The organism is Stenotrophomonas genospecies 3 (genome assembly GCF_054473855.1).
Genome location: NZ_JBTMUR010000005.1, coordinates 1 through 26,991, shown reverse-complemented (window position 1 = coordinate 26,991; position 26,991 = coordinate 1). Strand labels below are relative to the sequence as shown.

At 67.0% G+C, this 26,991-nt stretch carries 27 protein-coding genes; 22 read left to right on the top strand and 5 right to left on the bottom strand.

Features of this window, described 5'->3' with window-relative positions:
• Positions 1 to 60: 60 nt before the first annotated feature.
• Positions 61 to 828: an NAD(P)H-dependent oxidoreductase gene (locus tag ACX9OT_RS08145; protein WP_459001651.1), complete on the bottom strand. Its 768-nt coding sequence runs from the start codon at positions 826 to 828 to the stop codon at positions 61 to 63.
• A 78-nt stretch (positions 829 to 906) separates the two neighbouring features.
• Here ACX9OT_RS08145 and ACX9OT_RS08140 point away from each other — a divergent pair, with 78 nt between their 5' ends.
• From ACX9OT_RS08140 to ACX9OT_RS08120, 5 genes are all read left to right on the top strand, one after another.
• Positions 907 to 1,266, top strand: a complete 360-nt coding sequence (locus tag ACX9OT_RS08140; protein ID WP_032129513.1) for a winged helix-turn-helix transcriptional regulator — start codon at positions 907 to 909, stop codon at positions 1,264 to 1,266.
• A gap of 75 nt (positions 1,267 to 1,341) precedes the next feature.
• Positions 1,342 to 1,866, top strand: a complete 525-nt coding sequence (gene tadA, locus ACX9OT_RS08135) for a tRNA adenosine(34) deaminase TadA (protein WP_459001649.1) — start codon at positions 1,342 to 1,344, stop codon at positions 1,864 to 1,866.
• 74 nt (positions 1,867 to 1,940) lie between these two features.
• Entirely contained in the window at positions 1,941 to 2,513 is a 573-nt protein-coding gene (gene orn, locus ACX9OT_RS08130; protein WP_459001647.1) for an oligoribonuclease, read from the top strand.
• 159 nt (positions 2,514 to 2,672) lie between these two features.
• Positions 2,673 to 3,545 carry an EcsC family protein gene (locus tag ACX9OT_RS08125; protein WP_046986287.1) on the top strand — a complete coding sequence of 291 codons (873 nt, stop codon included), beginning with the start codon at positions 2,673 to 2,675 and terminating at the stop codon, positions 3,543 to 3,545.
• Positions 3,546 to 3,753: 208 nt separating this feature from the next.
• Positions 3,754 to 4,869: an alkene reductase gene (locus tag ACX9OT_RS08120; RefSeq protein WP_459001645.1), complete on the top strand. Its 1,116-nt coding sequence runs from the start codon at positions 3,754 to 3,756 to the stop codon at positions 4,867 to 4,869.
• 132 nt (positions 4,870 to 5,001) lie between these two features.
• Here ACX9OT_RS08120 and ACX9OT_RS08115 read toward each other — a convergent pair whose 3' ends face one another.
• Both ACX9OT_RS08115 and ppsA read right to left on the bottom strand, forming a co-directional pair.
• Positions 5,002 to 5,895, bottom strand: coding sequence for a mechanosensitive ion channel family protein (locus ACX9OT_RS08115; protein ID WP_459001643.1), 894 nt, complete (start codon positions 5,893 to 5,895; stop codon positions 5,002 to 5,004).
• A 136-nt stretch (positions 5,896 to 6,031) separates the two neighbouring features.
• A complete protein-coding gene (ppsA, locus tag ACX9OT_RS08110; RefSeq protein WP_008267432.1) occupies positions 6,032 to 8,410 on the bottom strand; it encodes a phosphoenolpyruvate synthase in 2,379 nt (792 codons plus the stop codon).
• A 145-nt stretch (positions 8,411 to 8,555) separates the two neighbouring features.
• On the opposite strand from ppsA, the gene ppsR reads away from it, so the two are divergent.
• The 5 genes from ppsR (at position 8,556) to ACX9OT_RS08085 (ending at position 12,804) form a co-directional block, all read left to right on the top strand.
• Complete coding sequence (gene ppsR, locus ACX9OT_RS08105) at positions 8,556 to 9,377, top strand: posphoenolpyruvate synthetase regulatory kinase/phosphorylase PpsR (RefSeq protein ID WP_006452040.1); 822 nt, start codon at positions 8,556 to 8,558, stop codon at positions 9,375 to 9,377.
• A gap of 148 nt (positions 9,378 to 9,525) precedes the next feature.
• On the top strand, positions 9,526 to 10,035 hold the full coding sequence (locus tag ACX9OT_RS08100; protein ID WP_049398213.1) for a DUF1249 domain-containing protein: 510 nt from the start codon (positions 9,526 to 9,528) through the stop codon (positions 10,033 to 10,035).
• Positions 10,036 to 10,077: 42 nt separating this feature from the next.
• Complete coding sequence (locus tag ACX9OT_RS08095; RefSeq protein WP_049462146.1) at positions 10,078 to 10,566, top strand: NUDIX hydrolase; 489 nt, start codon at positions 10,078 to 10,080, stop codon at positions 10,564 to 10,566.
• Positions 10,567 to 10,691: 125 nt separating this feature from the next.
• Positions 10,692 to 11,321 carry a DUF2239 family protein gene (locus ACX9OT_RS08090; RefSeq protein WP_459001640.1) on the top strand — a complete coding sequence of 210 codons (630 nt, stop codon included), beginning with the start codon at positions 10,692 to 10,694 and terminating at the stop codon, positions 11,319 to 11,321.
• 118 nt (positions 11,322 to 11,439) lie between these two features.
• The gene (locus tag ACX9OT_RS08085) at positions 11,440 to 12,804 is read left to right on the top strand and encodes an MATE family efflux transporter (protein ID WP_459001638.1); all 1,365 of its coding nucleotides are present in this window, start codon (positions 11,440 to 11,442) and stop codon (positions 12,802 to 12,804) included.
• A gap of 545 nt (positions 12,805 to 13,349) precedes the next feature.
• On the opposite strand, the gene ACX9OT_RS08080 is transcribed toward ACX9OT_RS08085, so the two are convergent.
• Positions 13,350 to 14,000 (bottom strand): class I SAM-dependent methyltransferase, encoded by a 651-nt coding sequence (locus tag ACX9OT_RS08080; protein ID WP_107432469.1) that lies wholly within the window; start codon positions 13,998 to 14,000, stop codon positions 13,350 to 13,352.
• 344 nt (positions 14,001 to 14,344) lie between these two features.
• Here ACX9OT_RS08080 and ACX9OT_RS08075 point away from each other — a divergent pair, with 344 nt between their 5' ends.
• The 10 genes from ACX9OT_RS08075 to ACX9OT_RS08030 all read left to right on the top strand — a co-directional run bounded on the left by ACX9OT_RS08075 (position 14,345) and on the right by ACX9OT_RS08030 (position 24,511).
• On the top strand, positions 14,345 to 14,959 hold the full coding sequence (locus ACX9OT_RS08075) for a CDP-alcohol phosphatidyltransferase family protein (protein WP_032130352.1): 615 nt from the start codon (positions 14,345 to 14,347) through the stop codon (positions 14,957 to 14,959).
• 22 nt (positions 14,960 to 14,981) lie between these two features.
• Entirely contained in the window at positions 14,982 to 16,058 is a 1,077-nt protein-coding gene (gene phaE / locus ACX9OT_RS08070; RefSeq protein WP_180845427.1) for a class III poly(R)-hydroxyalkanoic acid synthase subunit PhaE, read from the top strand.
• Positions 16,055 to 17,122, top strand: coding sequence for a class III poly(R)-hydroxyalkanoic acid synthase subunit PhaC (gene phaC / locus ACX9OT_RS08065; protein WP_180845426.1), 1,068 nt, complete (start codon positions 16,055 to 16,057; stop codon positions 17,120 to 17,122). The genes phaE and phaC overlap by 4 nt, the downstream gene beginning before the upstream one ends.
• Before the next feature lie 54 nt (positions 17,123 to 17,176).
• Positions 17,177 to 17,548, top strand: a complete 372-nt coding sequence (locus tag ACX9OT_RS08060) for a YfeK family protein (protein ID WP_429000452.1) — start codon at positions 17,177 to 17,179, stop codon at positions 17,546 to 17,548.
• Between the two features lie 64 nt (positions 17,549 to 17,612).
• Positions 17,613 to 17,816 carry a PspC domain-containing protein gene (locus ACX9OT_RS08055; RefSeq protein WP_006452007.1) on the top strand — a complete coding sequence of 68 codons (204 nt, stop codon included), beginning with the start codon at positions 17,613 to 17,615 and terminating at the stop codon, positions 17,814 to 17,816.
• Positions 17,813 to 18,265 carry a hypothetical protein gene (locus tag ACX9OT_RS08050; protein WP_154352821.1) on the top strand — a complete coding sequence of 151 codons (453 nt, stop codon included), beginning with the start codon at positions 17,813 to 17,815 and terminating at the stop codon, positions 18,263 to 18,265. Before ACX9OT_RS08055 ends, ACX9OT_RS08050 begins: the two co-directional genes overlap by 4 nt.
• Positions 18,266 to 19,010: 745 nt before the next feature.
• Positions 19,011 to 19,226: a hypothetical protein gene (locus ACX9OT_RS08045; protein WP_005410085.1), complete on the top strand. Its 216-nt coding sequence runs from the start codon at positions 19,011 to 19,013 to the stop codon at positions 19,224 to 19,226.
• Positions 19,227 to 19,433: 207 nt separating this feature from the next.
• A complete protein-coding gene (locus ACX9OT_RS08040) occupies positions 19,434 to 21,821 on the top strand; it encodes a Tex family protein (protein ID WP_180845173.1) in 2,388 nt (795 codons plus the stop codon).
• A 207-nt stretch (positions 21,822 to 22,028) separates the two neighbouring features.
• Complete coding sequence (locus ACX9OT_RS08035; protein ID WP_459001634.1) at positions 22,029 to 24,218, top strand: PAS domain S-box protein; 2,190 nt, start codon at positions 22,029 to 22,031, stop codon at positions 24,216 to 24,218.
• Positions 24,219 to 24,280: 62 nt separating this feature from the next.
• On the top strand, positions 24,281 to 24,511 hold the full coding sequence (locus tag ACX9OT_RS08030) for a hypothetical protein (RefSeq protein ID WP_180845175.1): 231 nt from the start codon (positions 24,281 to 24,283) through the stop codon (positions 24,509 to 24,511).
• Between the two features lie 39 nt (positions 24,512 to 24,550).
• Here ACX9OT_RS08030 and ACX9OT_RS08025 read toward each other — a convergent pair whose 3' ends face one another.
• A complete protein-coding gene (locus ACX9OT_RS08025) occupies positions 24,551 to 25,639 on the bottom strand; it encodes a DUF5694 domain-containing protein (protein WP_134951325.1) in 1,089 nt (362 codons plus the stop codon).
• An 88-nt stretch (positions 25,640 to 25,727) separates the two neighbouring features.
• Here ACX9OT_RS08025 and ACX9OT_RS08020 point away from each other — a divergent pair, with 88 nt between their 5' ends.
• On the top strand, positions 25,728 to 26,330 hold the full coding sequence (locus ACX9OT_RS08020) for a GNAT family N-acetyltransferase (protein ID WP_258014138.1): 603 nt from the start codon (positions 25,728 to 25,730) through the stop codon (positions 26,328 to 26,330).
• Positions 26,331 to 26,585: 255 nt separating this feature from the next.
• On the top strand, positions 26,586 to 26,991 hold a 406-nt coding region (locus ACX9OT_RS08015; protein WP_459001630.1), incomplete at its 3' end, for a PAS domain S-box protein.

Here is a 26,991-nt window from a genome sequence, read left to right as displayed (position 1 = left end):
CCAAGGTGCTTGCAGGAATGCGCAGTATGAAGCTTTCCGGCCGTGCTTGCAGGTGCGGATTCATCCGGCGTTGCGATGGCCGATGAAGGGACTGTAGGCAGTCGCTTCCGCGCGCAGCGCCACACCATCCTCGAAGTCCTCACTGTTGTTGAAGGGCACGGTCGGCCACTGCCGCCATCGCGACAGTCGCTCGCGGTAGGAAAGGGTGGCTGCAACCAATGCTTCGTCGTGGGCCTGCACGCGTTCCGCTGCAAGCCCTGAGCGCACGCCATGCACCACATGCGGTTCCATCACCTCGAAGCCGACGTAGCGCAGGCTGTACATCAACGGCCACAGCAGCAACCGGGTGTCACCCTCGCGGCCATCAAGCGCGCACGCCCGTGCTGATGAGCCGGTGGTGACGCTCAGCAGCGCACGCTTGCCGCGCATCACGCCGCGCTCGTGGCGCTGCCGGCTGTTGTACATCGGTCCGTAAACCAGCACGCGGTCCAGCCAGCCCTTGAGGATGGCCGGCGCCGCAAACCACCACAGTGGGAACTGCAGGATCACCAGGTCCGCGGCCTGCAGCAGCTGCAGGTGATGCCGCACATCGGCGGGCAACTGGTCGTGTTCGGCGCTGTAGCGCTGTTCGCGCTGGGCATCGAAGCGCTCGGGCTGCAGGCGCCGTGGATGGTGCCAGGCCGCTTCCAGCGGATCGAAGCCTTCTGCATACAGGTCGACCATGTCCACCTGCAGATGGTCGTGCCGCAGCTGCTCGGCCGCCTGCATGGCCAGGTGGGCATTGAAGGAACGGGGTTCGGGGTGGGCCAGCAGGATCAGAGCGCGCATGAGGGAGGGGCGTATTGGGATGTGCGACCATCCTCGCGGTGCCGGCATGCCCCGGCAATTACGCACTTTGAGGTAACCATGGCCTTTCCCGGTGATGTCTATGCCGCCGACTGCTCGGCGCGCGATGCGCTGGCACTGATCTCCGGCAAGTGGGTGATGCTGCTGCTGCCGGCATTGGCCGAGGGCCCGCAACGCAATGGTGCGCTGCTGCGGAAGATCGAAGGCATCTCGCAGAAGGTGCTGACCCAGACCCTGCGACAGCTGGAGCGCAACGGTCTGATCGAGCGCTGCGATCTGGGCGGCAAGCCACTGCACGTGGAGTACCGGTTGACCGAGGTTGCGCGCAGTCTGGTAGACACCCTGACCGCGTTGGACCGTTGGGCCGAGCACAATTTCCCGGCGCTGGACGCTGCCCGCGAGCGCTTCGACGCGCGCTAGCGGCGCCTGCACGGCTGCGGGCGTACAATGCGGCCCCGGCGGCCATCCTGGCCCTGCAGACACGCGAGAACCGCCATGACCGACGCCCTGGGTGTGCCGGTGCACGACACCGACGAACACTGGATGCGCCACGCGCTGGCGCTGGCTGAGCGCGCACAACGCGAGTTCGACGAGATCCCGGTGGGTGCAGTGCTGGTCGGTGCCGACGGCCAACTGCTGGGCGAGGGCTGGAACCTCAACATCGCCTCGCATGACCCCAGCGCACACGCCGAGATCGTGGCCATGCGGGCGGGCGGAAAACTGCTGGCGAACCATCGCCTGCTTGGCAGCACGCTGTATGTGACCCTGGAGCCGTGTGCGATGTGCGCAATGGCGATCGTGCACGCGCGCGTTGCACGGTTGGTCTACGGTGCCAGCGACCCCAAGACCGGTGCCTGCGGCAGCGTGTTCGACCTCATTGGCGATGCCCGCCACAACCACCGGGTGGAGATCCACGGTGGGGTACTGGCCAAGGAAGCCAGCATGCGCCTGACCAACTATTTCCGCGCCAAGCGTGGCAAGCCGCCGCTGCTGCTGGAAGACCACGTCGGCGAGGGCTGAAGGGCGAACGGGTATGATGGGCGCCTCTTTCCTTCACCGGTAGGCCGCGCGCCTGCCCAGCAACGAGGCGACACATGGCGGACAACGGCGCGGCCAACGAACGACTGATCTGGATCGACCTGGAAATGACCGGGTTGGATACCGACAACGATTCGATCATCGAGATCGCCACCGTAGTCACTGACGCCCAGCTCAACGTGCTGGCCGAAGGTCCGGAATTCGCCATCCACCATCCGCTGGAAACGCTGGAAGCGATGGACGAGTGGAACCGCAACCAGCACCGCCGTTCGGGCCTGTGGCAGCGTGTGGTGGACAGCACGGTGACCCTTGCCCAGGCTGAAGCGCAGACGGTGAATTTCCTGGCGCAGTGGATCCCGGCCGGCCTCTCGCCGATGTGCGGCAACTCCATCTGCCAGGACCGCCGCTTCCTGCACCGCCAGATGCCGCGCCTGGAGAAGTACTTCCACTACCGCAACCTGGACGTGTCCACGGTGAAGGAGCTGGCCAAGCGCTGGGCGCCGAGCGTGGCCGCTGGCGTCGGCAAGAACAGCAACCACACCGCGCTGAGCGATGTGCATGACTCCATCGCCGAGCTGCGTCACTACCGCCAGTTCATGGGCGCGCTGTCGGGGTTGCCCACGGCCTGAACAACGACGCCGGGCATGGCCCGGCGCTACCGGGTGACACGCGAACTGGTAGTGCCGGCCGCTGGCCGGCAATTCAGCGGCCTTCGTGACGTGTATCAGGTTGCCGGCCAGCGGCCGGCACCACCCTCCGTTCAACTCCCTGGCGCTAAGATCAGCGCCATGAACGAGCCCATCCTGCTTCCCCGCGACATTGCCCATGACGCCCGCGACTGGTCTGACCTGCAGCGGGCGGTGGCCCTGCTGGAAGCGCCGACCCTGACCGCGCGCATGGCCAATCTGGTCGGCACGCCGCTGGAGTTCGCGGTGAAGGCGCTGCCCAGCTCGGTCTCCAATCGCATCCACGGCGCGGTGCAGGCGGCGCTGACCAAGTCGGCGCAGGCGGCGCTGTGGAGCATGGACAACACCCCCGGCAAGGGGGCGTCCACCCGCTGGCACAAGCTGGCCGCAGCGACCTCCGGTGCGGTGGGCGGCGCCTTTGGCTTTGCCGCGCTGTTCATCGAGCTGCCGGTGTCGACCACCATCATGATGCGCGCGGTGGCCGACGTGGCTCGCAGCGAAGGCTTCGACCTGTCCGAGTTCAGTACCCGCCAGGCCTGCCTGGAGGTGTTCGCGCTGGGCGGCAACTCGCCGCGCGATGACGCCAGCGAGACGGGCTATTACCTGGCCCGCGGCTTCACCACCGATGTGATGCGCCATCTGTCGGCCGAGCTGGCCGGGCGCGTGGTGACCGGCCGCGATCTCACCCTGGGCGTAGCGCCGAAGGAAGCCGGCAAGCTGCTGGCGAAGATGGTGGAGAAGGTAGCCGCGCGCTTCGGCGTGGTGGTCACCGAGAAATTCGCCGCACAGGCGGTGCCGATCGTGGGTGCCGCTGCCGGTGCGACGCTCAATACGATGTTCACCGATTACTACCAGGACATGGCCCGCGGCCACTTCATCGTGCGCCGGTTGGAGCGCAAGTACGGCGAAGACGTGGTGCGCACGTGCTATGACCGCGTGGCGCATGGCGGGGCGTTGATCGAGCCCACGTTGTAACCCGCTTCGGGGTCAGAGCCCTTTGCGTTGCAAAGGGATCCGACCTCGGTTGCGCGCGGGGTCGGATCCCGTTCCGCAGGAAGGGGCTCTGACCAATGGCCACGCCACCCTTGCCTGCCAGGCACAACTGTTTTGCCACGATCCGCCTGTTGCACTGCGGCATCCATCCCCATCCTTGCGGTCAGTCCCCCCGCAAGAGATCGCTGCCATGTTGTTCACTTCCCACCGTCTGGGCCTGTTGGCCCTGCCCAACCGTATCGTGATGCCGCCGATGACCCGCTCGCGTGCCGCCGACGGCAACGTTGCCACCGCGGAAATGGCCGCCTACTACGCGCAGCGGGCCAGCGCGGGCCTGATCGTCAGCGAAGGTACCCAGATCAGCCCGCAGGGCCAGGGCTATGCCTGGACGCCGGGCATCCACAGCCCGGAACAGGTGCAGGGCTGGCGACAGGTGACAGATGCCGTGCACGCTGCAGGCGGTCGCATCTACGCCCAGTTGTGGCATGTGGGTCGGGTCTCGCACGTGGCGCTGCAGCCCGGCGGTGCCGCGCCGGTGTCGTCGTCGGCGCTGCTGGCCGAGGGCGTGAAGGTGTTTGTCGACCCCACCGGCGCCGGCCCGGAAGCGGGCGTGGGCGAGATGATCCAGCACTCGATGCCGCGCGCGCTGGCCGAGGCCGAGATTCCGGGTATCATCGCCGACTACGCGCAGGCCACGCGTAATGCGCTGGCCGCCGGCTTCGATGGTGTCGAGCTTCACGGTGCAAATGGCTATCTGATCAACCAGTTCATCGACTCGCAGGCCAACCAGCGCAGCGACGGCTATGGCGGCTCGTTGCAGAACCGGCTGCGTTTCCTGCGCGAGGTCGTGCAGGCGGTGACTGCAGAAGCCGGTGGTGAGCGCGTTGGCGTGCGCCTGGCGCCGCTGACGACGTTGCAGGGCGCGGTGGACGATACGCCGCAGGCCACCTACCTGGCGGCGGCACACCTGCTGGGCGAGCTGGGCGTGGGCTACCTGCACATCGCCGAGGCCGACTGGGATGACGCACCGCTGATGCCAGTGGCGTTCAAGCAGGCGCTGCGCATGGTCTACCCGGGCACCCTGATCTACGCCGGCAAGTACACCGCCGAGCGCGCCGAGCAGGCACTGGCTGAAGGTTGGGCCGACCTGATCGGCTTCGGTCGCCCGTTCATCGCCAACCCGGACCTGCCCGAGCGCCTGCGTCTGGGGGCGGAGCTGAACCCGCCGGATCGCGCAACGTTCTTCGGCGGTGGTGCGGTCGGGTTCACCGATTACGCGACGCTGAAAGAAAGCGTCGCCGCCTGATCCCGGAGGCTGCCGGCCAGCGGACGGCACTACCGATGTATGGAGATGGGGTGGGTGCCGGCCAGCGGCCGGCACTACCAGGGTGCGCGGGGCAGGGTAGTGCCGGCCGCTGGCCGGCATTTCTGTTTGGGATCAGGGCTTGTCGCGCACCAGCGCGTCGGCCTCGACCACGCCGCCATCCTTGCCGTGCAGGTACAGGTGCATGTCCTGCTGCGGATACGGGATGTTGATGCCGGCCTTGTCGAAGCCCAGCTTGAGCTGCTCCAACAGCGTGACCTTGGTACCGAACCAGTCGGCCGACTTCACGTAGCAGCGGATGCCAAGATTGATCGCGTGCGCGCCCAGTTCGTACACCACCACGTCCGGTGCGGGCGTCTGCAACACGCGCGGGTCGGCCTTCATCAGCGCCAGCGCGGTGTCGCGCGCCAGCTGGATGTTGTCTTCATAGCCGATGCCCACCACCAGTTCGACGCGGCGGGTCGGCTCGGCGGTCAGGTTGATGATCGGCGCAGCGGTGATCAGCGTGTTCGGAATGGTGGTGTGCTGATTGTCGGCACCGGTGATGACGGTCTGGAAGATGCGCACTTCGCGCACCGTGCCGGTCTGTCCGGCCACCGTCACTACATCACCGACGCGGAACGGGCGCAGCGTCACCAGCATCACGCCCGAGGCGATGTTGGACAGCGAATCCTTCAGTGCCAGGCCAACCGCCAGGCCGGCGGTGCCGAGCACAGCCAGCAGCGGGGTGATCTGCACGCCCAACGTGCCGATCGCCAGTACCACCACGATCACCAGCGACGCGGCGTACACCACGTTGCGCAGGAAGTTGCCCAGCATCGGGTCCACGCCCATGCGCGCGGTGGCGCGTGGCATCGCGTTGGACAGGCGTCGCGCCACCCATATGCCGACCAGCAGCACCACGATCGCGGCCAGCAATGGCACGCCGTAGGTCTCCAGCAGGCGTTCCCAATCGAGCGAGTGGAACCAGGGTGTTGCGGCGGGGGCGGGTGGGGCAGTGCCGAGCATGCGGGCTCCTTTGCAGCGGGGGAGGTGGCGCGCGCAGACGCCAGAAACAACAAGCCCCGCAGAGGCGGGGCTTGCATGCAGCTGAAGTATGGGCCGGCGCCGATGAAAGCGACGTCAGCCCTCAGCAATCACGGTCTCAGCCGTTGGCCTTCAGCTTGGCCAGGCGCAGCCAGGTATCGACCACGGTGTCCGGGTTCAGCGACACCGACTCGATGCCTTCCTGCATCAGCCACTCGGCCAGATCCGGGTGATCGGACGGGCCCTGGCCGCAGATGCCGACGTACTTGCCCTTGGCACGTGCCGACTTGATCGCCATCGACAGCAGCTTCTTCACTGCCGGGTTACGTTCGTCGAACAGGTGCGCGACGATCGACGAATCGCGGTCCAGGCCCAGGCTGAGCTGGGTCAGGTCGTTGGAGCCGATCGAGAAGCCGTCGAAGATCTCCAGGAACTCATCGGCGAGCAGTGCGTTGGACGGCACTTCGCACATCATGATGATCTTCAGGCCGTTCTCGCCCTGCTTCAGGCCGTTCTGTTCCAGCACCTCGATGACCTTGCGGCCTTCTTCCAGGGTGCGCACGAACGGAATCATGACCCACAGGTTGTCCAGGCCCATTTCGTTGCGCACGCGCAGCACGGCCTTGCACTCCAGCGCGAAGGCGGCCGAGAAGCTCGGGTCGACGTAACGGCTGGCGCCGCGGAAGCCGATCATCGGGTTCTCTTCGTGCGGCTCGTAGTTGCTGCCGCCGATCAGGTTGGCGTACTCGTTGGACTTGAAGTCCGACAGGCGCACGATCACGGCGTTCGGTGCGACCGAGGCGGTGAGGGTGGCGATGCCTTCCGCCAGGCGGTCCACGTAGAAGCTGACCGGATCACCATAGCCGGCGATCTTCTCGTCGATCTTCTTCTTCGTCGCTGCGTCCTGGCGGTCGTATTCCAGCAGCGCGTTCGGGTGGATGCCGATGTGGCTGGCGATGATCATTTCCAGGCGGGCCAGGCCGATGCCGGCGTTCGGCAGCTGGCCGAAGTCGAAGGCACGTTCCGGGTTGGCCACGTTCATCATGATCTTCAGCGGTGCCGGCGGCATGTTGCCCAGATCGGTGGTGGTGCGCTCGAAGCCGAGCTTGCCTTCGTAGATGAAGCCGGTATCGCCTTCAGCGCAGCTGACGGTGACCAGCTGGCCATCTTCGATCACCTTGGTGGCGTTGCCCGAACCGACCACGGCCGGCACGCCCAGTTCGCGCGCGATGATCGCGGCGTGGCAGGTGCGGCCGCCACGGTTGGTGACGATGGCCGAAGCGCGCTTCATCACCGGTTCCCAGTCCGGGTCGGTCATGTCGGCGATCAGCACGTCGCCCGGCTGCACGCGGTTCATGTCGTCCAGCGTCTTGACCACGCGGGCGACGCCCGAACCGATCTTGGCACCGACGGCGCGGCCCTCGGCCAGCACGTTGCCGCCCTTTTCGGTCAGCGCGAAGCGCTCGATCTGGGTGGCATGGCTGCGCGACTTCACCGTTTCCGGGCGCGCCTGCACGATGAACAGCTTGCCGCTGACACCGTCCTTGGCCCACTCGATGTCCATCGGGCGGCCGTAGTGCTTTTCGATGACCAGCGCCTGCTTGGACAGTTCCTGCACGTCCTCGTCGCTGATCGAGAAGGTGTTGCGCAGTTCAGCCGGGGTGTCCTCGATCCTGACGCGCTCACCCGGAACATCCGAATACACCATGCGGATGGCCTTGCTGCCGAGCGAGCGGCGCAGGATCGCCGGCTTGCCGGCCTGCAGGGTGGGCTTGTAGACGTAGTACTCGTCCGGGTTGACCGCGCCCTGCACGACCATTTCGCCCAGGCCGAAGGACGAGGTGACGAACACCACATCGCGGAAGCCGGACTCGGTGTCCAGGGTGAACAGCACGCCGGAGGAACCGACGCCCGAACGCACCATCAGCTGCACGCCGGCGGACAGGAACACGTCTTCATGCTTGAAGCCGTGGTGCACGCGGTAGGCGATGGCACGGTCGTTGTACAGCGAGGCGAACACTTCCTTGACCTTGTGCACGACGTCGTCGGCGCCGGTGACGTTGAGGAAGGTTTCCTGCTGGCCGGCGAAGGAGGCATCCGGCAGATCCTCGGCGGTGGCCGACGAACGCACGGCCACGGCCACGTCGCCGCCGCCATTGTCGGCGCTCAGCTGGGCGTAGGCAGTGCGGATGTCCTGGTCCAGCTGCGGCTGCAGCGGGGCATCGATCACCCAGGTGCGGATTTCCTTGCCCGCTGCGGTCAGCGCGTTGACGTCCTCGACGTCCAGCGTGGCCAGCTTGTCGAAGATGCGCTTGGACAGATCGTTGTGCGCGATGAAGTCCTTGAAGGCTTCAGCGGTGGTGGCATAACCGCCCGGCACCGAAACGCCCAGACCGGCCAGGTTGCCGATCATCTCGCCCAGCGACGAATTCTTGCCGCCTACGCGGGCCAGATCGGCCAGACGCAGTTCGTGCAACCACAGGATGTTCTCGTTCAAGCGCGATGCTCCGTTTGGCCATCGCCCGAGGCGGGCTGGAATGGCCGCGTCCGTAGGAAGAAGCCGATATGATGCCGGGCAGAGTACCGTCGGCACAAGCTTGTGCTGGCGGCCTTTTTAGGCTTCGTAGGGGGTAAAAGCGCGCATGTCGACCATCCGTCCGGTGTTCTACGTTTCCGATGGAACCGGTATCACCGCTGAAACCATTGGGCATAGCCTGCTTACCCAGTTCTCCGGGTTCAGCTTCATTACCGATCGCATGTCGTTTGTCGACGACCCCGAAAAAGCGCGTGAAGCCTGTGCCCGGATCCAGGCGGCAGGGGAGCGGTACCAGGTCCGGCCGATCGTGGTGAACTCCTGCGTGGACCAGAGCCTGAGCCTGATCCTGGCCGACAGCGGCGCGCTGATGCTCGATGTGTTCGCGCCGTTCATCGAGCCATTGGAGCGTGAACTGGCCAGTCCGCGCCTGGCCCGGGTCGGCCAGGCGCACGGCATGGTGGATTTCGACACCTACCACCGCCGCATCAACGCGATGAACTTCGCCCTGACCCATGACGATGGCATCGCGGTGAACTACGACGATGCCGACGTGATCCTGGTGGCGGTGTCGCGCGCCGGCAAGACGCCCACCTGCATCTACCTGGCCCTGCACTATGGGGTGCGCGCGGCCAATTACCCGCTGACCGACGAAGACCTGGAAAGCGACCGCCTGCCGCCACGCCTGCGCAACTACCGGCGCAAGCTGTTCGGCCTGACCATCGACCCGGACCGGCTGCAGCAGATCCGCCAGGAGCGCCGCCCGAACTCGCGCTACGCAAACCTGGACACCTGCAAGCGCGAGGTGGCTGCGGCCGAGGTGATGTTCCAGATGGAGCGGATCCCGACCCTGAGCACCACCCATACCTCGATCGAGGAGATTTCCAGCAAGGTGCTGGCCACGCTGGGGCTGCAGCGCGAGCTGTATTGATCCTCGTCTGGTAGAGCCGGCCGCTGGCCGGCTGGTCGATGCACCCTCGGCCGTGATGCGGGGCTGCCGGCCAGCGGCCGGCACTACCCAGGGGTTGGCTTGCACGTGCGCGCCCCCACGTTGAAGCACCAACGTGTAGGATCGACCCATGGCCCGAGCCTTGCCCCGCACCGAACGCATTCCCCGCCTGAGCCGGCTGAGCTGGCTCATGGGCCTGTACGCGGAAAACTACCGCCATCTGGTGCGTCTGTTCGAACCGGCCGGACTGGTGGCGGGCAGCTACATTTCCTCGATCGGCGACGGCCTGGATGTCCGCCTGGACGTGATCGAGTGCCACCGCTACACGGTGGAACTGCGCCTGACCTACGACCTGGCCGACCCGGTCACCGGTGAGCCGGATCCGTCGGCCTATGTGCGTCTGTACCGTGACGCGCGCCAGGCCGAGACCACCCATTGCTACGTAGGCCGCCGCTGGCAGGACACGATGGGCCTGTATCCGCCGCCGGCGGAGCTGATCAGCCACCGCATGCGGATGAACACCTTCCTCGGCAAGTGGCTGGAATACCTGGCCGAGCGCGGCCACGGCGTGGCCACCCTGCGCCGCGATCCCGACGGTGCTGGCACACCTGCCGAGCGCCGCCTGTCGCTGGTGCGCTGATCGGCCATAATCCACGGCTGACCTGCCGCTGGATGCTGCCCCATGCCGTACACCCCGATCGTCGCCACCCTGGGCTATGTGCTGTCGCCTGATCGTCGCCAGGTGCTGATGATCCACCGCAATACCCGTCCCGGTGACCACCACCTGGGCAAGTACAACGGCCTGGGCGGCAAGATCGAAGCGGACGAGGATGTGGCGGCCAGCATGCGCCGCGAGATCGCCGAGGAAGCCGGCATCGACTGCACCGGCATGCGCCTGCGCGGCACCATCAGCTGGCCGGGCTTCGGCAAGCACGGCGAGGATTGGCTGGGTTTCGTGTTCGTCATCGATGGATTCGAGGGCACCCCGCACGGCGGCAACCACGAAGGCACGCTGGAGTGGGTGGACCTGGACAAGCTGGACACCCTGCCGATGTGGGAGGGCGACCGCAACTTCCTGCCGCTGGTGTTCGACGCCGACCCGCGCCCGTTCCACGGCGTGATGCCGTACAAGGACGGGCGCATGGTGAGCTGGTCCTTCAGCCGCCTGTGAGCCGGGAAATCGGGTAGCTGCCAACCTTTGGTCGGCACGCTCTTCTGGCAAATTAATACCCGGGCAATATTGACGGGAGAGAATTACCCGGGCAATATTCGCGCATCGCCTCTGATGCCGTTGCCATGCCTGCGTCCCGACTTCCTCCCTTCAGTTGTTTCGACGGCCATCGCCTGGTCGCTTCCGGTACGCCGGAAGTGGCCGCGCTGGCGTTGAAGCAGCTGCGTGTCGACAACGCTGCCGGTCCGCTGCTGGTGTTCGACAACGCCACCGGCCGCACCCGTGATTTCGATACGCGTGGCAGCGACGCAGAACTCCTGGCGCGGGTAAACGAAGCGTTTCCCGCCGCCGTGGGGACGGATGCCGACGTCACTGCCGAAGAGGCGCCCGCAACCCCACGTGGCCGTGGCCGCCCCAAGCTGGGTGTGGTCGCCCGAGAAGTGACCTTGCTGCCGCGCGATTGGGCGTGGCTTGCCGAGCAGCCTGGCGGTGCCTCGGTGGTGCTGCGCAAGCTGGTGGAGGCGGCCAGCCGTGCCGGTGCTGACAAGGACCGCCAGCGTCGTGACAGCGAGCGTGCCTATCACTTCCTGCAGACCATCGCCGGTGACCTGCCGGGTTTCGAGGAAGCCATCCGCGTCCTGTTCGCGCATGACCGCGCGGGCCTGGAAGCGGCGTTGCGGAGTTGGCCCGCGGATGTGCGCGCCCACGCTCTGCGCCTGGCCTTCGACGATCCTGCGGACCACATCGACGGCTGAGCCATCGCGCCGTTGCTGAGCGACGGCGCCACCTGACCACGGGCCACGGCCTGCTTTCCCTGTGCTTGCTTTGCTGGCGGAAACGCCGGGCAGGGCGGCGCCTTGCCCAGAGAACCCCATGAGCACCCCTGTACATCCGATACCTCCGGCAGCACCCCCGCTGTGGCGCACCTATCTGACCCTGCTGCTGCCGATGCTGCTGACCAATGCGCTGCAGCTGGCCGCAGGCACGCTGGACAACATCTACCTCGGCCATCTGCTTGGCACACAGGCAGTGGCCGCAGCGGCTGCGTTCTTCCCCGTCTTCTTCCTGCTGTTGGCCCTGGTAATGGGCCTGGCGACCGGTGCGATGGTGCTGATCGGCCAGGCCTGGGGCGCGGGCCGCCCGCAGCAGGCACGCGCCGTGGCTGGCAGCGCGGTGGCGCTGATCCTGCTGCTGTCGGTGCTGGTGATGACTGTGGGCGGCGGCTTCGCGCCACAACTGCTGGTGGCGTTGGGCACGCCGGCAGCGGTCCTCAGTGAGTCCATTGTCTACGCACGCGTGCTGTTGCTGACGGCACCGGTGTTCTTCCTGCTGTGGCTGGCCACTGCGGTGAGCCGCGCGGTGGGCGATGCGAAGACACCGCTGGATGCGCTGCTGCTGGCAACGGTGGTCGGCCTGCTGTGCACGCCGCTGCTGATCCTCGGCTGGGCCGGCCTGCCGCAGCTGGGTTCGGCCAGTGCGGCAGTCTCCGCGGCGTTTGCCTCGCTGCTGGCCCTGGCCTGGCTTATGTGGCGGTGGCAGAGGATGGGGCACCCGTTGGCGCCGGGACGTGAGCTGCTGCGTGCCATCCGTTTCGATGGCGTGCTCATCCGCGCGATGCTGCGCATCGGCGTACCGTCATCGCTGCAGATGCTTAGCCTGGCCATTGCCGAAATCGTGTTGCTGGGCTGGATCAACCGCTACGGCTACACGGCCACGGCCGCCTACGGTGCGGTCAACCAGTTGATGAGCTGGGTGCAACTGCCGGCGATGTCGCTGGGGATCACCGCCACCATCCTCGCGGCGCACGCGATGGGCGCGGGGCGTACGGCACGGCTGCCCGCCATCGCTCGCACCGGTGTGCTGCTTGGGCTGGCGATGCTGAGCGTGGTGGTGCTGCTGGTGATGGCGCTGGCGCCCTGGCTGACCGGGCTGATTCTTGCGGCCGCAGAGGTGCGCGAATTGGCCGCATCGCAGCTGCGCACGGTGGTATGGGGCGTGCTGGCGATGGGAGGCAGCGCGGTGCTGGTCGGAGTGATGCGAGGCAGTGGCACGGTGATGTTGCCAGCGTTGCTGGGCATGGCAGCGGTACTGCTGCTGGAGCTGCCGTTGGCGATGTGGTTGCAGGCGCGGCATGGGCTGGCCGGCCTGTGGTGCGCGTGGCCGCTGGGGTTGCTGGCGATGCTGGTGATGCAGGTGTTCTGCTTCGCGCATTGGCGGCGGCGGGAGCAGGCCGGGTAGTGCCGACCGCTGGCCGGCAACGCGGAACGGTCGGGGCAGCCGGCCAGCGGCCGGCTCTACCACGCGGTCGGATCACCGTCGTTGCGGCGGCTGCGGTGGGCCGACCACTGGTGATGCGGGTGTTCTGTGTTGCTCGCTGGCGGCGGGTGCGGGCTGGGTAGTGCCGGCCGCTGGCCGGCAATCCGGAATGCCGCGGCAGCCGGCCAGCGGCCGGCTCTACCACGCGGTCGGATCACCGTCGTTGCGGCGGCTGCGGTGGGCCGACCACTGGTGATGCGGGTGTTCTGTTTCGCTCGCTGGCGCCGGGTGCAGGCTGGGTAGTGCCGGCCGCTGGCCGGCAACGCGGAACGGCCGGGGCAGCCGGCCAGCGGCCGGCTCTACCACGCGTTCGGATCACAGTCGTTGCGGCGGCTGCGGTGGGTCGGCCACTGGTGATGCAGGTGTTCTGTGTTGCTCGCTGGCGGCGGGTACAGGCTGGGTAGTGCCGGCCGCTGGCCGGCAATCCGGAATGCCGCGGCAGCCGGCCAGCGGCCGGCTCTACCACTTCAGCGCCGCTGTGCCAGCAGCAGATGGAAGTGCTTTTCGCGGATCTGGCCGTCATTGCCGGCTGCGGATTCCCGGTGGCTGCGCCAGGCCGAGACGCGGAAGCCCGACACACGCAGCGCCAGCTCCACCGCGTCCAGCTCATGCAGTTGGAAGTCGGCAGCAAATGGCAGGCTGCGCATGAAGCTGGCGTCGCCAAAGGCCAGGCACAGGCGGCCGCCCCGGCGCAGCACCCGCGCCAGCTCGTCCAGCACCGGCGCCAGGTTCGGCCAGAAGTACAGGGTGTTGACCGCCAGCGCGGCATCCATCGCGGCATCGGCGACCGGCAGCGCATGAGCGTCGCCGTGTCGCATCGCGGCACGCTCGGCCAACCCGGCGCTGGCCAGGCGCTGGTTGCCGGCCTCGACCATGGCGGTGGACAGCTCAATACCCAGATAGTGGCTGTCGGTGGCCCGCAGCATCAGCGGCGCGAAGGCCGCATTGCCGGGGCCGATCTCCAGGACCCGTTCGCCAGTGCCGACGGCCAGCAGCCCGATCGCGGCCAGGTTGAGTGCGCCGTTGCTGCGGTTCATCGAGTCGGCCACCGCCAGCGCGGCCTCGCCATGGGGCTGCCGCAGCTGTGCGGCCAGAGTGGGAGCATCCAGCATCATCATCGTCCGTTGCAGAGTTTCGGACGTGGCGGCGGCGGGTCCGCCGGTGACCATAGCGCCGACCTTGTGGCTTGGGAAGTAGGGAAACCCCGCTTCGGGGTGATGAGGAAATGTCCAGCGTCGCAGTCGGTGAGATCTGGTTGTCCACAGGGGGTGTGGATTACGCGTGGGCAACTTTGTGGATAAGCCGCGACAGGCGCCACCCCCCTAGGCTGTCAAGATGGGTGGCGAAAAATTCACCGCCGGTGAGGACAGGTGAGGGAGCGGTGAAGGCTGGGGCCTGCCAGCGCTGTCGCCAGTGGCGGCGCTCGCGGTAACCTGTGGGCCTTGATGCTCCGTGAGACCCCATGAAACGTCACTTCTCGATGCTGCGCGAATTCCAGCTGGCCGACTGGTTCACCCTGGCCAATGCTTTCTGCGGCACCGGTGCGGTCTTTGCCGCAATGCGCTTCCTGCAGGACGGCGAGCGCGGCTACCTGCTGTTCGGCATGGCGTTGATCCCGCTGGCTTTCATTTTCGACGCCCTCGATGGGCGCATCGCGCGCTGGCGCAAGTCCAGCTCCACCCTGGGCCGCGAGCTGGACTCGCTGTCCGACGTGATCTCCTTCGGTGTGGCCCCGGCGGCGCTGGCCTACGCCTGCGGCATGCAGGGCGGCTGGGACTGGCTGGTGCTGAGCTATTTCGTCTGCTGCGGCGTCAGCCGCCTGGCGCGCTACAACGTCACCGCAGAGGCGCTGGCCGGCGACGAGGGCAAGGTCGCGTATTTCGAGGGCACCCCGATCCCGACCAGCCTGGTGCTGGTGATTGTGCTGGCGATCGCCGCCGGTACCGATGCCATCGGCCAGAACATCTGGTTCGGCCAGTGGCAGATCGGCCCGTGGCAGCTGCACCCGATGGTGTTGTTGTTCGCCTTGTCCGGGTCGCTGATGATCAGCAAGACCCTGCGCATTCCCAAGCCATGAGCCAGCCCTGCGGAGGCCTGCGATGACCAGCTCGGCCCACGACGCCGGCAGCAGCGATTTCGAGACCCTGGCCCGGCAGTACTTCGGCGCCTGGGGCGATGCCCTGCGCCACGCCAGCACGCCCGGTGCGCCGGCAGGTGACGACCCCGGCAGCTGGCAACGGCTGTTCGACTGGTGGGGCCAGCTGTTGCCCGAGCAGGGGCAGGGCGCGCCGGAAGATGCCGTGCGCCGCTTCCGCGAACAGGCGGGCAGCTGGTACGGAACCATGCAGGAAGTGGCCGCGCGTTTCGCCGGCCGCGACGCCAGCAGTGCCGACGTGGCACAAGCCTGGCGCGAGGCGGTGCAGGGGCAGGGCGACGGCATGCTGCAGTGGATGCTGCAGGGCGCCCGTGGCAGCACCCACGCTGGCGCCGCTGTACCGGAGTTTGCCGCCTGGCTGCAGCAGTTCCAGCTGCAGGCCGGTCCGTGGCTGCAGAGCCCGGCGTTCGGGCCCGGCCGCGAGCACCAGGCGCGCTGGCAGGCGCTGCTGCGGGCGCAGGAGGAATACCAGCAGCATTCGCGCGCCTACGTCGATCAAATCAAGCAGGCACTGGACGAGGCCTTCGCGCTGTTCGAGCAGCGCCTGGCCGAGCACGAGCAGCCGGGCAGCCAGCTGACCAGCGCCCGCGCGATGTTCGACCTGTGGATTGAAGTGGCCGAGGAGGCCTACGCCAAGGTCGCCATGTCCGAACCGTTCCAGCAGGTGTATGCCGCGCTGGGCAACGCTCAGATGCGCCTGCGCGCCGGCCTGCAGCGCGAGGTGGAACAGATGAGTGAACGGATCGGCCTGCCGACCCGCAGTGAGATGGACGCCGCGCACCGCCGCATCGCCGAGCTGGAGCGCAGCCTGCGCCGCCTGCAGGCACAGGTGGCGGCCATGGCCGGTGCGGGCGAGGTCGATCCGGTGGCACAGCCGGCGCCGGCGAAGGTGAAGCCGGTCGCGCGCAAGGCCGCGAAGAAGGCCGCGCCGGCAAAGAAGGCGGCTGCGAAAAAGGCGCCTGCGAAAAGGGCTGCACCAAAGGCAGCGCCCCGTACTTCCACGCGGACGCGTGACCGATGAAAGGACCGCTGGGCTTCAACGCCGATGACCTGATGCAGGAAACCCTGGCCATGCAGCGCAAGCTGATGGAAGGGCTGAAGCTGCTGCCGCAGGTGGAAGACGTGGACTACGGCGTGACCGCGCGCGAGGAAGTCTGGCGCGACGACAAGGTGGTGCTGTACCGCTTCGTCGGCGAACAGGCACCGACCCGCCGCACGCCGTTGCTGATCGTCTACGCGCTGGTCAACCGGCCGTACATGGTCGACCTGCAGGCCGATCGCTCACTGGTACAGAAGCTGCTGGCGCTGGGGCAGGACGTCTACGTGCTGGACTGGGGTTACCCGGATCGCTCGGAGCGCTTCCAGACCCTGGAGGACTACCTGCTGCGCTACATCGATGGCGCGGTCGATGCGCTGCGCGCGCGCGGTGGTGGACCGGTCGACCTGCTCGGCATCTGCCAGGGCGGCGTGTTCGCGCTGTGCTACGCCGCGCTGCGCCGGCAGAAGCTGGGCAAGCTGATCACCATGGTCACCCCGGTCGATTTCCACACCGCCGACAACATGCTCTCGCACTGGGCGCGGCAGGTGGATGTGGACCTGCTGGTCGACACGCTGGGCAACATCCCGGCCGACCTGATGAATGCCAGTTACCTGATGCTCAAGCCGTTCCGCCTGAACGTGCAGAAGTACGTCGGCCTGCTCGACATCCTCGATGACAAGGCTGCGCTGGAGGATTTCCTGCGGATGGAGAAGTGGATCTTCGATTCACCGGACCTGGCCGGCGAGGCGTTCCGCGACTTCATCAAGCAGTTCTACCAGGGCAACGGGTTGATGAACGGCACGGTGCGGATCGGCGAAGAGGCGGTGGATCTGTCGAAGGTGACCCTGCCGGTACTGAACATCTACGCCGAGCAGGACCATCTGGTGCCGCCGGATGCCTCGCGCGCAATGCGTGGACGCCTGGGCACCGAGGATTACACTGAGTCCAGTTTCCGTGGCGGCCATATCGGCATCTACGTGTCCGGTCGCGCGCAGCGCGAAGTGCCCGCCACGATCGATGGCTGGTTGAAGGCGCGCGACGTGTAAGGCCTGCTTCGCTTTTGTAGAGTCGAGCTTGCTCGACTGCCTTGGAGAATAATGATGTCGCAACGGTTCACGCTGCTGCTTGCCACGCTGCTGCTGGCAGCACCTGTTGCTCACGCCGCACCCAGTACGGATGCACGCCGGGAGATCGCCCAGCTGATCTCCAGCCTGGACGGCTCCCAGTGCCGGTTCCAGCGCAATGGCAGCTGGTACGACAGCAGCGATGCGCGCGCGCACCTGCAGCGCAAGTACGACTACCTGCTGAAGAAGGACATGGTGGACAGCGCAGAGCAGTTCATCGAGCGCGCCGCCAGCCAGAGCAGCATGAGCGGCAAGCCCTATCGCATCCAATGCCCGGGGCAGCCTGAACAGACCGCGGCCGCCTGGTTCGGCGCCCGCCTGCAGGCCCTGCGCCACCGCACGCCGTAGACATAGGGGCGGTGTAGAGTCGAGCCATCTCGACTGCTTTTTCCCGTAGCCCAGGAGAACCGCCATGAACACCACGCCGCGCACGCTGTCGCGTTCATTGAACGACCGCATGATTGCCGGCGTGATGGGCGGCATTGCCCATCGCTTCGGCTGGAATGCCACCCTGGTACGGATCGTGTTCGTGCTGGTCTCGATCGGCTCGGCGGCCTTCCCCGGCATCCTGGTCTACCTGATCCTGTGGCTGCTGATTCCCAACGAGGCCGATTGAAGACTCCCGTGACGCCCTGGCCGATCTGGCTGCGCGCGCTGCAGGTGCTGGGCGCGGTGTGGACGTCCCCCAATTCCCTGCTCGGCCTGATCGGTGGACTGGCCGGCATGCTCGGCGGCGCGACGCTGCGCTGGAGCGGCCGTGACAGCGCGTTGGTGTTCGATCGCTGGCCGTGGGGGCCGGGTGGGGCGATCACCCTGGGCAATGTGATCCTGCACACCGGGCATGACCTGGGCATTTCCTGCCGCACCTATGCGCACCAGGCAGGGTGGGGCGTGGAGCCGCTGATCCGGCTGGATGACCACGAACGCGCGCACGTCTACCAATACATGGTGCTGGGGCCGCTGTACCTGCCGGTGTACCTGCTGTGTGGTGGGGTGAGTGCGCGCAATCCGTTCGAGCGCGCGGCCGATCATTTCGCCCGGTTCGGGCGTGGCTGGTGGCCGTAGTTTCCAGCCAACGGCGCAGCCCCTCGTGGGTGGTCGCGGAATGCGTTCATGCGATTGGGCCGGGCGGGGTGGGTTCGCGGGACACGCCGTAAACCCGTCCCTGGGGGCTCGATGGCGCCATCCATGGCGCCAACGGTCCCGCGAACCCACCCCGCCCGGCCCCTGACAGTTTCCGTGCGCGTCCAGCCACGGAGAAGAAATAGAACAGCAGAAGCGGGTCGCGCGCTGCGCTTGCTCGCGAGCGGGGCATGGCTTGGCTTGGCTTGGCTCTACAGGAAGCAACAAATCAGCCGGCCAAGCTGTTTTTGCTTTTGATCTTCTTTTTTCTTTTCCGTGGGGGGAGGCAGGCATCAGGAACCTGTCAGCGGCCGGGAGGGTGGGTGGGGCGGGGTGTCCGCGGCATGGATGCCGCGGCCAAGCCCCGGGGGGCACTTCAGGGACGGGTTCACGGCGTCCCCGCACTACCCACCCTCCCGGCCAGCCCCCGGGAAACCAGCTTTCCGCGAACAACCAAACCACCCACGAGGGGCTGCGCCGTTGGCGGGAATCCCCCACGGATTCGTTAGCCGGAAGTTAAAGATCCGTAAGCATTCTGCTGCGATCCCGCAGTCATCTGCATGCAACCGATCGTCATTAGCCTTCGTGACGTTCCAGTCAGGTTCGACGCGGTAAGCTCTCCCTCGATGAGCTCGCAGCATCGCTCATCGAGTGCAGTACGCAGTAGCAATTTGGAGGAATACATCACATGGCAATCGTTCTTTATGTCGGTGGTAGCAAGGATGGCGAGAAGGGCGTGGTGCCCTACGGCTTCAGCAAATCCCGCGCCGACACCGCGCTGGGGCCGGAGTTCTACACGGAGCGGTTCATGGAACTGCAGGGTGTCGGCAAGGTCCGCCTGATGGCCCTGGAAGGCATGCGTGACGAGATCGTCATGCAGCGCGCCGCCCGCCACTACCGCTGACCTCCGCAACACGCGGCAGGGCGCGCCCACCATCGTGCGCCCGCGCCGGCATCCCAGCCCAGGGCCAGTCCGAGCCCTCTCTCCGCCAGGATGCCGGCGTCCACTCCGGCCTCGCTGCTGAACCTCGCCCCCTGTCAATGCCTTGTCCGGCTCCGTCGTGGATTGCCAGAATGGGGTCTTCCCGTAACGCGGCACAGACCTGAAGCAATGCACGACGCCAAGAACGCCCAGAGCGCGCTCGCCCAGCAGATCGCCCAGACCATCGCCGACGAGATCGGTGCCCAGTCCGCCCAGGTACGTGCCGCCGTCGGCCTGCTCGACGAGGGCGCCAGCGTTCCGTTCATCGCGCGCTACCGCAAGGAAGTGACCGGGGGCCTGGACGACACCCAGCTGCGCAACCTGGAAGTGCGCCTGACTTACCTGCGCGAACTGGAAGACCGGCGCGCGGCGGTGCTGGCCAGCATCGGCGAGCAGGGCAAGCTCAGCGACGACCTGCGCAACGACATCCTGGCCGCCGACACCAAGAGCCGACTGGAAGACCTGTACCTGCCGTACAAGCCCAAGCGCCGTACCCGCGCCCAGATCGCCCGCGAGGCCGGTCTGGAACCGCTGGCTGATGGCCTGCTGGCCGACCCGACGCAGGACCCTCAGGTCTTCGCGGCTTCCTTCGTCGACACCGACAAGGGCGTGGCCGACACCAAGGCTGCGTTGGAAGGTGCACGCGCGATCCTGATGGAGCGCTGGGGCGAAGATGCCGCGCTGGTCGGTGAGCTGCGCACCTGGCTGGGCGAGACCGGCGTGATCCGTGCCCGCGTGGCCGAGGGCAAGGAAACCGAAGGCGCCAAGTACCGCGATTATTTCGAGCATGCCGAGGCGCTGGCGAAGATTCCCTCGCACCGCTTGCTGGCGCTGTTCCGTGCGCGCCGCGAGGAGATCCTGTTCCTGGAACTGGACCCGGGCAGCGAGGCCGAGGCCGGCCACCAGTACGCCGAAGGACGCGTGGCGCGCAAGGCCGGCATCGCCGATCAGGGCCGCGCCGCCGACCGCTGGCTGCTGGATGCCTGCCGCCTGACCTGGCGTGCCAAGCTGCACACCCATCTGCTGCTGGACCTGTTCAACCAGGCTCGCGAAAAGGCCGAGGCCGAAGCCATCGCAGTGTTCGGCGACAACCTGAAGGACCTGCTGCTGGCGGCTCCGGCGGGCCCGAAGACTGTACTCGGGCTGGACCCGGGCATCCGCACCGGCTGCAAGATTGCCGTGGTCGATGCCACCGGCAAGCTGGTCGCCACCGAGACCATCTACCCGCACGAGCCGCGCCGCCAGTGGGACCAGTCGCTGCAGACGATCAAGCAGCTGTGCGCCAAGCACAACGTGGAACTGATCGCGATCGGCAACGGCACCGCCAGCCGCGAAACCGACAAGCTGGCCGGCGAAGCGATCAAGGCTGCCGCCAACCCGAAGCTGCAGAAGGTGGTGGTCAGCGAGGCGGGCGCGTCGGTGTACTCGGCGTCCGAGTTCGCGGCCAAGGAATTCCCGGGGCTGGACGTGTCGCTGCGTGGCGCGGTGTCCATCGCGCGCCGCCTGCAGGATCCGCTGGCCGAACTGGTCAAGATCGAACCCAAGGCGATCGGTGTCGGCCAGTACCAGCACGACGTGGACCAGTACCGCCTGGCACGGGCGCTGGATGCGCGGGTCGAGGACTGCGTGAATGCCGTGGGCGTGTACGTGAACACCGCTTCGGCCGCGCTGCTGTCGCGCGTGTCCGGCCTGTCGTCCACGGTGGCCGAGAACATCGTGCGCCATCGTGACGACAATGGCCCGTTCAAGCGCCGCAAGGACCTGCTGAAGGTCGCGCGCCTGGGCGAGAAGACCTTCGAGCAGTGCGCCGGCTTCCTGCGTATCGCCGATGGTGACCAGCCGCTGGACGCCTCGGCGGTGCACCCCGAAGCCTACCCGGTGGTCGAGCGCATCGTGGCCAGCACCGCGCGCCCGATCAAGGCGCTGATCGGTGATGGCAGCTTCCTGCGCGGCTTGAAGGCAGAACAGTTCACCGACGACACCTTCGGCGTGCCGACCGTGCGCGACATCCTGAAGGAACTGGAAAAGCCGGGCCGTGACCCGCGTCCGGAGTTCAAGGCCGCGCGCTTCGCCGAGGGCGTCGAGGACATCAAGGACCTGCGCGAGGGCATGGTGCTGGAAGGTGTGGTCAGCAACGTGGCCGCCTTCGGCGCCTTCGTCGATATCGGCGTGCACCAGGATGGCCTGATCCACATTTCGGCGCTCTCCGATACGTTCGTGAAGGACCCGCGCGACGTGGTCAAGGCCGGCGATATCGTCAAGGTGAAGGTGCTGGAGGTGGACGTGGCGCGCAAGCGCATCGCCCTGACCCGGCGCCTGGACGATACCCCGGGCCAGGCCACCAGCCGCCCGGGCCAGCGCGATGACCGCGGCCAGGGGCAGGGGCCGCGCCGCGACGCAGGCGGCCAGAACCGCGGGCCAAACCGGGGCCAGGGCAATGGCGGCCGTCCCGCTCAGTCCGCGCCCCCGGCCAACAACGCCCTGGCGGAGGCCTTCGCCCGCGCCAAGCGCAGTTGAGGACCGTGTCCCCCGTCACGCTTGATTCGTGGCGGGGGACTTGTCGATTTTCCCCGTGATTGCGCACACTTGCGCCTGAGGGGGGCGTTTGGCCTCCCCGCTGTCGCTGGGGAGGGCCATGACGCCAGCAGGACCCGTTGTCTTCGTTGAGGGCTGCAGCGTTGTGCTGCGGCTGCTGCCCGCCTGTGCGGGCCGGGGACCGGATTGATGGCGGGCCAGGGAAACAACGGCAACGGGCTGCTCGAGCGGCGCCTGCAGGAACTGGCAGAGGAGCGCCGGCGCCTGGCCATGATCATCGACGGCACCGCTGCCGGTACCTGGGAATGGAACGTGCAGACCGGCGAAATGCGGGTCAATGCGCGCTGGGCGGAGATTGTCGGCTATCGGCTGGAAGAGCTTGAGCCGGTGTGCCAGAAGACGTTCCTGAAGCTGGTCCACCCCGACGACATCGTCCTGTCCGACGCGGCACTCGAGGATCACTTCGAAGGCCGCAGCGACAACTATGTCTGCCTGCTGCGCATGCGCCACAAGAATGGCCAGTGGATATGGATCCACGATCGTGGCCGCGTGTTCGAATGGGACGGGCAGGGACGACCGCTGTGGATGGCCGGTGCGCACGCCGACGTGACCGAGCTGCAGCAGGCGCGGCAGGATGCGGCCGAGAGCCGACAGCGATTGCAGGCCGTGGTCGACGCGTCCGATGAGGTGGCGGTGATCGCGACCGATACCGAAGGGACCATCACCCTGTTCAATACCGGCGCGGAACGCCTGCTGGGTTACAGCGCGGAAGAAGTGGTCGGCCAGCGGCGACTGGGTGATTTCCACGATCCGGACGAGCTGGCGGCCTGGCTGCGTCCGCTGGCGGCTGCGGACGGAAGCCTGCCGGGCGCGTTTGAAGCACTCAGCGCCCGCGCCGATGAGCAGACCTATTCACGGCAGTGGACACTGCGGCGCAAGGATGGCCAGCCACGCCAGGTGCGCTTGTCGATCAGCCGCATGGATGGTGCCGGCGGCGCGCGGATCGGCTATGTCGGCATGTCCATCGACATCACCGAGATCCTGCAGGCGCGCGCCGAAGCACGCCTGTCGGCAGAGAAATTCGCCGGTGCGTTCACGTCGGCGGCGCTGGGCATGGCGCTGGTGTCGCTGGAAGGACGCTGGCTGGACGTCAATGACGCACTGTGCCGGATCCTGGGCTACCCCCGCGAAGAACTGCTGCAGGTTGATTTCCAGCGCCTGACCCACCCCGATGACCTGCAGACCGACCTGGCCCTGGTGCAGGATCTGCTGGCCGGGCGGCGCAGCCACTACCACCTGGAAAAGCGCTATCTCGATCGCGACGGCAAGGTGATCTGGGCGCGGCTGTCGGTGTCGCTGGTGCGCACCGAGCACGGTGAACCGCTGCATTTCGTGTCGCAGATCCAGGACATCAGCGCCCAGCGCAGCAGCGAGCAGCGCCTGTTCGAGAGCGAGCAGCGCAGCCGTATCACGCTTGATGCGGTTGCCGACCTGGTGCTCAGTGTCAGCCTGGATGGCCGTATCGACTACGCCAATGCCGCCGCAGTACGCACCCTGGCGGGTGATGGCGCGCTGTCGCTGGCCGGGCACAAGGTGCAGGACGTGCTGGCACTGACCACCGAATATGCGCCCGGCTCGGTACTGGATGTGTCGGTCCTGCTGGACCCGGAAAGCAATGCGGTGGACCTGCACGCCGATCTTCTGCTGCGCCTGGGCGCGGCCACGATCCCGGTCGACCTGACCCGTGCCTGGCTGCGTGATGATGAAGGTCATGTACGCGGTGCAGTGTGGGTACTGCGCGATGACACCCAGCAGCGCGCGCGCCAGCGCGAAGCGCGCCATCTGGCCGAGATCGATCCGCTGACCGAGCTGAGCAACCGTCGCGGCTTCGAGGTGCACCTGCAGCAGGCGATCACCCGCGTCGAGCGAACTGGCCAGGCCGCGTCGTTGATGTACATCGACCTGGACCGCTTCAAGCCGGTCAACGACACCTGGGGCCATCTGGCTGGCGATGCCGTGCTGTGGGCGGTGGCCAGCGTGCTGCGCCACGGTGTGCGTGATTCGGACGTAGTGGCGCGTCTGGGCGGCGACGAATTCGCAGTGATCCTGTCCGGCTGCACGCCGCGTCGTGCCGCGCGCATCGGCGGTGAACTGCTGCACACCCTGGCATCGCTGTCGATTCCGTGGGACCGGGACCGCCTGCATGTGGGTGCCAGCATCGGTATCGCGCCATTGGCGGGTGGGATGAGCGTGGACCAGGCCGTGGCAGCGGCTGATGCCCAGTGCTACCGGGCCAAGGCAATGGGTCGCAACAACGTACAGGTGCAGGGCGAGGCCAGTGAGCTGCCCGGCGATGATTCCGAAGCCGCCGAAGGCTGATCTCAGCCTGTGAGAGGGCGTGCGCGAATACTGCGCGCACATCCACTCATGCAGGTGATCCCATGAAGGTCTGGAACCCGGTTGCGATGCGGGCCTACGCCCCGGCGATGGTTGGCTGGTGCCTCGCGCTGGCCGCCTGCCTGCGTGCGGAACAGCTGCGCGGCGACCTTCACGCGCAGGCCCTGCTGCCGGTACTGCAGGGCGGCGCGGTCGCCCTGCTGGTGTTCACGCTGTCCTGTATCGGTGCCGCCAGCATCGTGCTGTGGCGGACGGGCGGGAACGCGGTGGAGTGATGCGGTGGATGGTCACCGCTTCCTCCACGTCATGTTGCGTCAGCGCAGTACTTCATCCGAACTGACCAGCTGCACGTCATGCATCAGGTTGAGGTAAGCCTCGTAGTAGCCCTTGTGCGAGGCACCGACGATGGTCAGCATGCGGGTGCCTGGATGCTGGCCCAGGATGTCGCGCATGTTGGCGACCATGCGCAGGTTGCGGGTTTCCCAGTAGCCCACGTAGTTGCGGCCGAAGCCTTCCGGCGAGGGCTCGACGAGGGTCGCGCCGAAATCGCTGTTGAAGGCCACCATCGCGGCTGCGGGGGCGTTGTAGGCGCGATACATTGCGAGCAATCCATCCGGTTGAGCAAGATTGGCCTCCAGTCGTTCATCGGCCGCCCTGCGCGCTTTGACGAAGGAATTGTCCCAGGCACCGCGTATGGCGGCAGCGTAGGCCTTCTGCTGCGATTCCGGTGTTGGCGAATCTGCAGTGTGGTCGTCGACCGACCACAGGCGCTCCAGCCCCAGGCGTGCCGCAAGTACGCCGGCCACCAGTCCGGCCTCGTTGCGGCGGGCCATGCGCGTGTCGAGGAACTGCACCAGCTCCGGTGTCAGGCTGTCCGAAGCACGTCGCTCTTCCCTGGACAGCCGCAGCCATTGGACGACTGCCGAGCTGCTTTCGCCCGCGGCCAGGAACACGGCGGCCAATCGGCGCCGCTGGGCAGCGGTCGGCGCCTTCGGCCAATCCGCAAGCAGGCGTTCCATCTCCACGTTGGCGCTGGGCACGTCCAGGCCGGTGGCGGCCTGCGCCGGTGCCGGGTCGACGCAGTAGTCCGCTACGCTCTCCGCGTATCGGGCCGGATTGCGGCGCATGAAGTCACACTGCAGGCCGGACAGGTTCTCCACCGCGATCGCGGTTGGCCGCCAGGCTTCCAGGCGCTGCAGCAGAGGTTCCAGCATCGCCGGCGTGAAGGTCTCCGGCAGGCTGGACAGGTGCGGGCTGCCCAGCACCAGCACTTCGTTCGGGCGTCCTGCGGGTGGTCCCTTCAGCTGGTCGGGGTGGAAGGCGGGTCGATAGGCGGCGTCGTTGGCCAGCGCGCTGCTGCTGCACAGGGCCAGGAAGAGAAGGCTGGCAAAGCGAGGGAACATGCGATCTCCATGTCGATAAGCATCCTGCGCATGCTGGTCATTTTCTCCTGCTGGGGAATCCCGCATTGGTCATGTAAACCTTTCTGCCTTGAGCTGCATCCTTCTGCTGAGCGATGCTGTACGCAATGCCCAGGCGATGCAGAAGATGACATTGGACGACTGGACCATCGACAGTCCGCGGCTGCACCTCCGGCCATTCACGCCCGGTGATGCCGACGAGGCATTTGTGGCAATCACACCCGGGCTGACCCGCTATATGGCGTTCGAGCCCCCACCCTCGAAGGAGGCGTTTGCTGGCGTCTGGCGGGCGTGGCTGCTTACCATCGCCGACGGGACCGACATCACGTTGGTGATCCGCAGGCGCGGGGATGGGGTATTCCTTGGCCTGGCAGGCCTGCATCGAGCCCGTGAAGCAGAACCCGAACTGGGCATCTGGATCGCAGAAGTGATGCATGGGCACGGCTATGGCCGCGAGGCAGTGGCGGCGGTGTGGTCGGCGGCCTCCGGGCGCCTGCGCTGTGCTGCGTTCCGCTACCCGGTGGCGGAACGGAACCGGTCCAGCCGTGCACTGGCTGAGTCCCTTGGTGGGCAGGCTGTGGCATGTGAGCAGGGCGTGAAGTACACGGCAATCGTCTACCGCATTCCGGCTGCAATGCACAGAGTTGCGACGGACGTCGCGGAATCCCGCTAAAGCGGCCGACGGCGTCGCCGATACTCCCTCTGGATCCCGCTCCAGTCACCCGCCGCAGGACCCCAGGCTGCCCCCGACGGGTGGTCCGCGCAGTGTGTTCCGCCGTTTCCAGATGCCGATCGCACCCGCAGCAGACGTTCTTGGCAGTCGCTCGAGAGGTGCCCGTTGGCACCTGTAGTCCCTGGCAACTGATGTTGCCGCCGGGCATCCCGCCCGTCGGGTCACAACCGCTTACCGGACACCGAGGATCAGACAATGCTCATTCCAGGCTTCACGGCAGGCGCGCAGGCGCCGGCCGAGCTGCATCCCCGTTGGTCGCCCTGGCGTGCGCTGCTTGGCGTGCTGGCGCCGCAGCAACGCACCAGCACAGAGGCGGCGATGACCGACCGCACCGAGCTGGAAGCGCAGGTGGCCGCGCTGCATCGCGTGCAGGCCGTCATCGAGTTCGCTCTCGACGGCACCATCCTGCGGGCCAATGACAATTTCCTGCAGGCGATGGGTTACCGGCTGGAGGAGATCCAGGGCAAGCATCACTCCCTGTTCGTCGACCCCGAGCAGGCGCGCAGCGCGGAATACCGCGACTTTGAAGTGACCCCCGAGACTTGGACGGGGTCAGGCGGCCGATTGGGCCTGCTCCCGGTACTTTACCGGGCTCAGACCT

Coding starts and splice junctions, on each gene's coding strand:
- orn (WP_459001647.1), top strand. CDS start 1,941: ATGGCGGACAACGGCGCGGCCAACGAACGACTGATCTGGATCGACCTG.
- ACX9OT_RS08115 (WP_459001643.1), bottom strand. CDS start 5,895: ATGCTCGGCACTGCCCCACCCGCCCCCGCCGCAACACCCTGGTTCCAC.
- ACX9OT_RS08075 (WP_032130352.1), top strand. CDS start 14,345: ATGAAACGTCACTTCTCGATGCTGCGCGAATTCCAGCTGGCCGACTGG.
- ACX9OT_RS08045 (WP_005410085.1), top strand. CDS start 19,011: ATGGCAATCGTTCTTTATGTCGGTGGTAGCAAGGATGGCGAGAAGGGC.
- phaE (WP_180845427.1), top strand. CDS start 14,982: ATGACCAGCTCGGCCCACGACGCCGGCAGCAGCGATTTCGAGACCCTG.
- ppsR (WP_006452040.1), top strand. CDS start 8,556: ATGTCGACCATCCGTCCGGTGTTCTACGTTTCCGATGGAACCGGTATC.
- ACX9OT_RS08120 (WP_459001645.1), top strand. CDS start 3,754: ATGTTGTTCACTTCCCACCGTCTGGGCCTGTTGGCCCTGCCCAACCGT.
- ACX9OT_RS08125 (WP_046986287.1), top strand. CDS start 2,673: ATGAACGAGCCCATCCTGCTTCCCCGCGACATTGCCCATGACGCCCGC.
- ACX9OT_RS08085 (WP_459001638.1), top strand. CDS start 11,440: ATGAGCACCCCTGTACATCCGATACCTCCGGCAGCACCCCCGCTGTGG.
- tadA (WP_459001649.1), top strand. CDS start 1,342: ATGACCGACGCCCTGGGTGTGCCGGTGCACGACACCGACGAACACTGG.
- ACX9OT_RS08060 (WP_429000452.1), top strand. CDS start 17,177: ATGTCGCAACGGTTCACGCTGCTGCTTGCCACGCTGCTGCTGGCAGCA.
- ACX9OT_RS08040 (WP_180845173.1), top strand. CDS start 19,434: ATGCACGACGCCAAGAACGCCCAGAGCGCGCTCGCCCAGCAGATCGCC.
- ACX9OT_RS08035 (WP_459001634.1), top strand. CDS start 22,029: ATGGCGGGCCAGGGAAACAACGGCAACGGGCTGCTCGAGCGGCGCCTG.
- ACX9OT_RS08025 (WP_134951325.1), bottom strand. CDS start 25,639: ATGTTCCCTCGCTTTGCCAGCCTTCTCTTCCTGGCCCTGTGCAGCAGC.
- phaC (WP_180845426.1), top strand. CDS start 16,055: ATGAAAGGACCGCTGGGCTTCAACGCCGATGACCTGATGCAGGAAACC.
- ACX9OT_RS08080 (WP_107432469.1), bottom strand. CDS start 14,000: ATGATGATGCTGGATGCTCCCACTCTGGCCGCACAGCTGCGGCAGCCC.
- ACX9OT_RS08140 (WP_032129513.1), top strand. CDS start 907: ATGGCCTTTCCCGGTGATGTCTATGCCGCCGACTGCTCGGCGCGCGAT.
- ACX9OT_RS08090 (WP_459001640.1), top strand. CDS start 10,692: ATGCCTGCGTCCCGACTTCCTCCCTTCAGTTGTTTCGACGGCCATCGC.
- ACX9OT_RS08055 (WP_006452007.1), top strand. CDS start 17,613: ATGAACACCACGCCGCGCACGCTGTCGCGTTCATTGAACGACCGCATG.
- ACX9OT_RS08100 (WP_049398213.1), top strand. CDS start 9,526: ATGGCCCGAGCCTTGCCCCGCACCGAACGCATTCCCCGCCTGAGCCGG.
- ACX9OT_RS08030 (WP_180845175.1), top strand. CDS start 24,281: ATGAAGGTCTGGAACCCGGTTGCGATGCGGGCCTACGCCCCGGCGATG.
- ACX9OT_RS08145 (WP_459001651.1), bottom strand. CDS start 828: ATGCGCGCTCTGATCCTGCTGGCCCACCCCGAACCCCGTTCCTTCAAT.
- ACX9OT_RS08095 (WP_049462146.1), top strand. CDS start 10,078: ATGCCGTACACCCCGATCGTCGCCACCCTGGGCTATGTGCTGTCGCCT.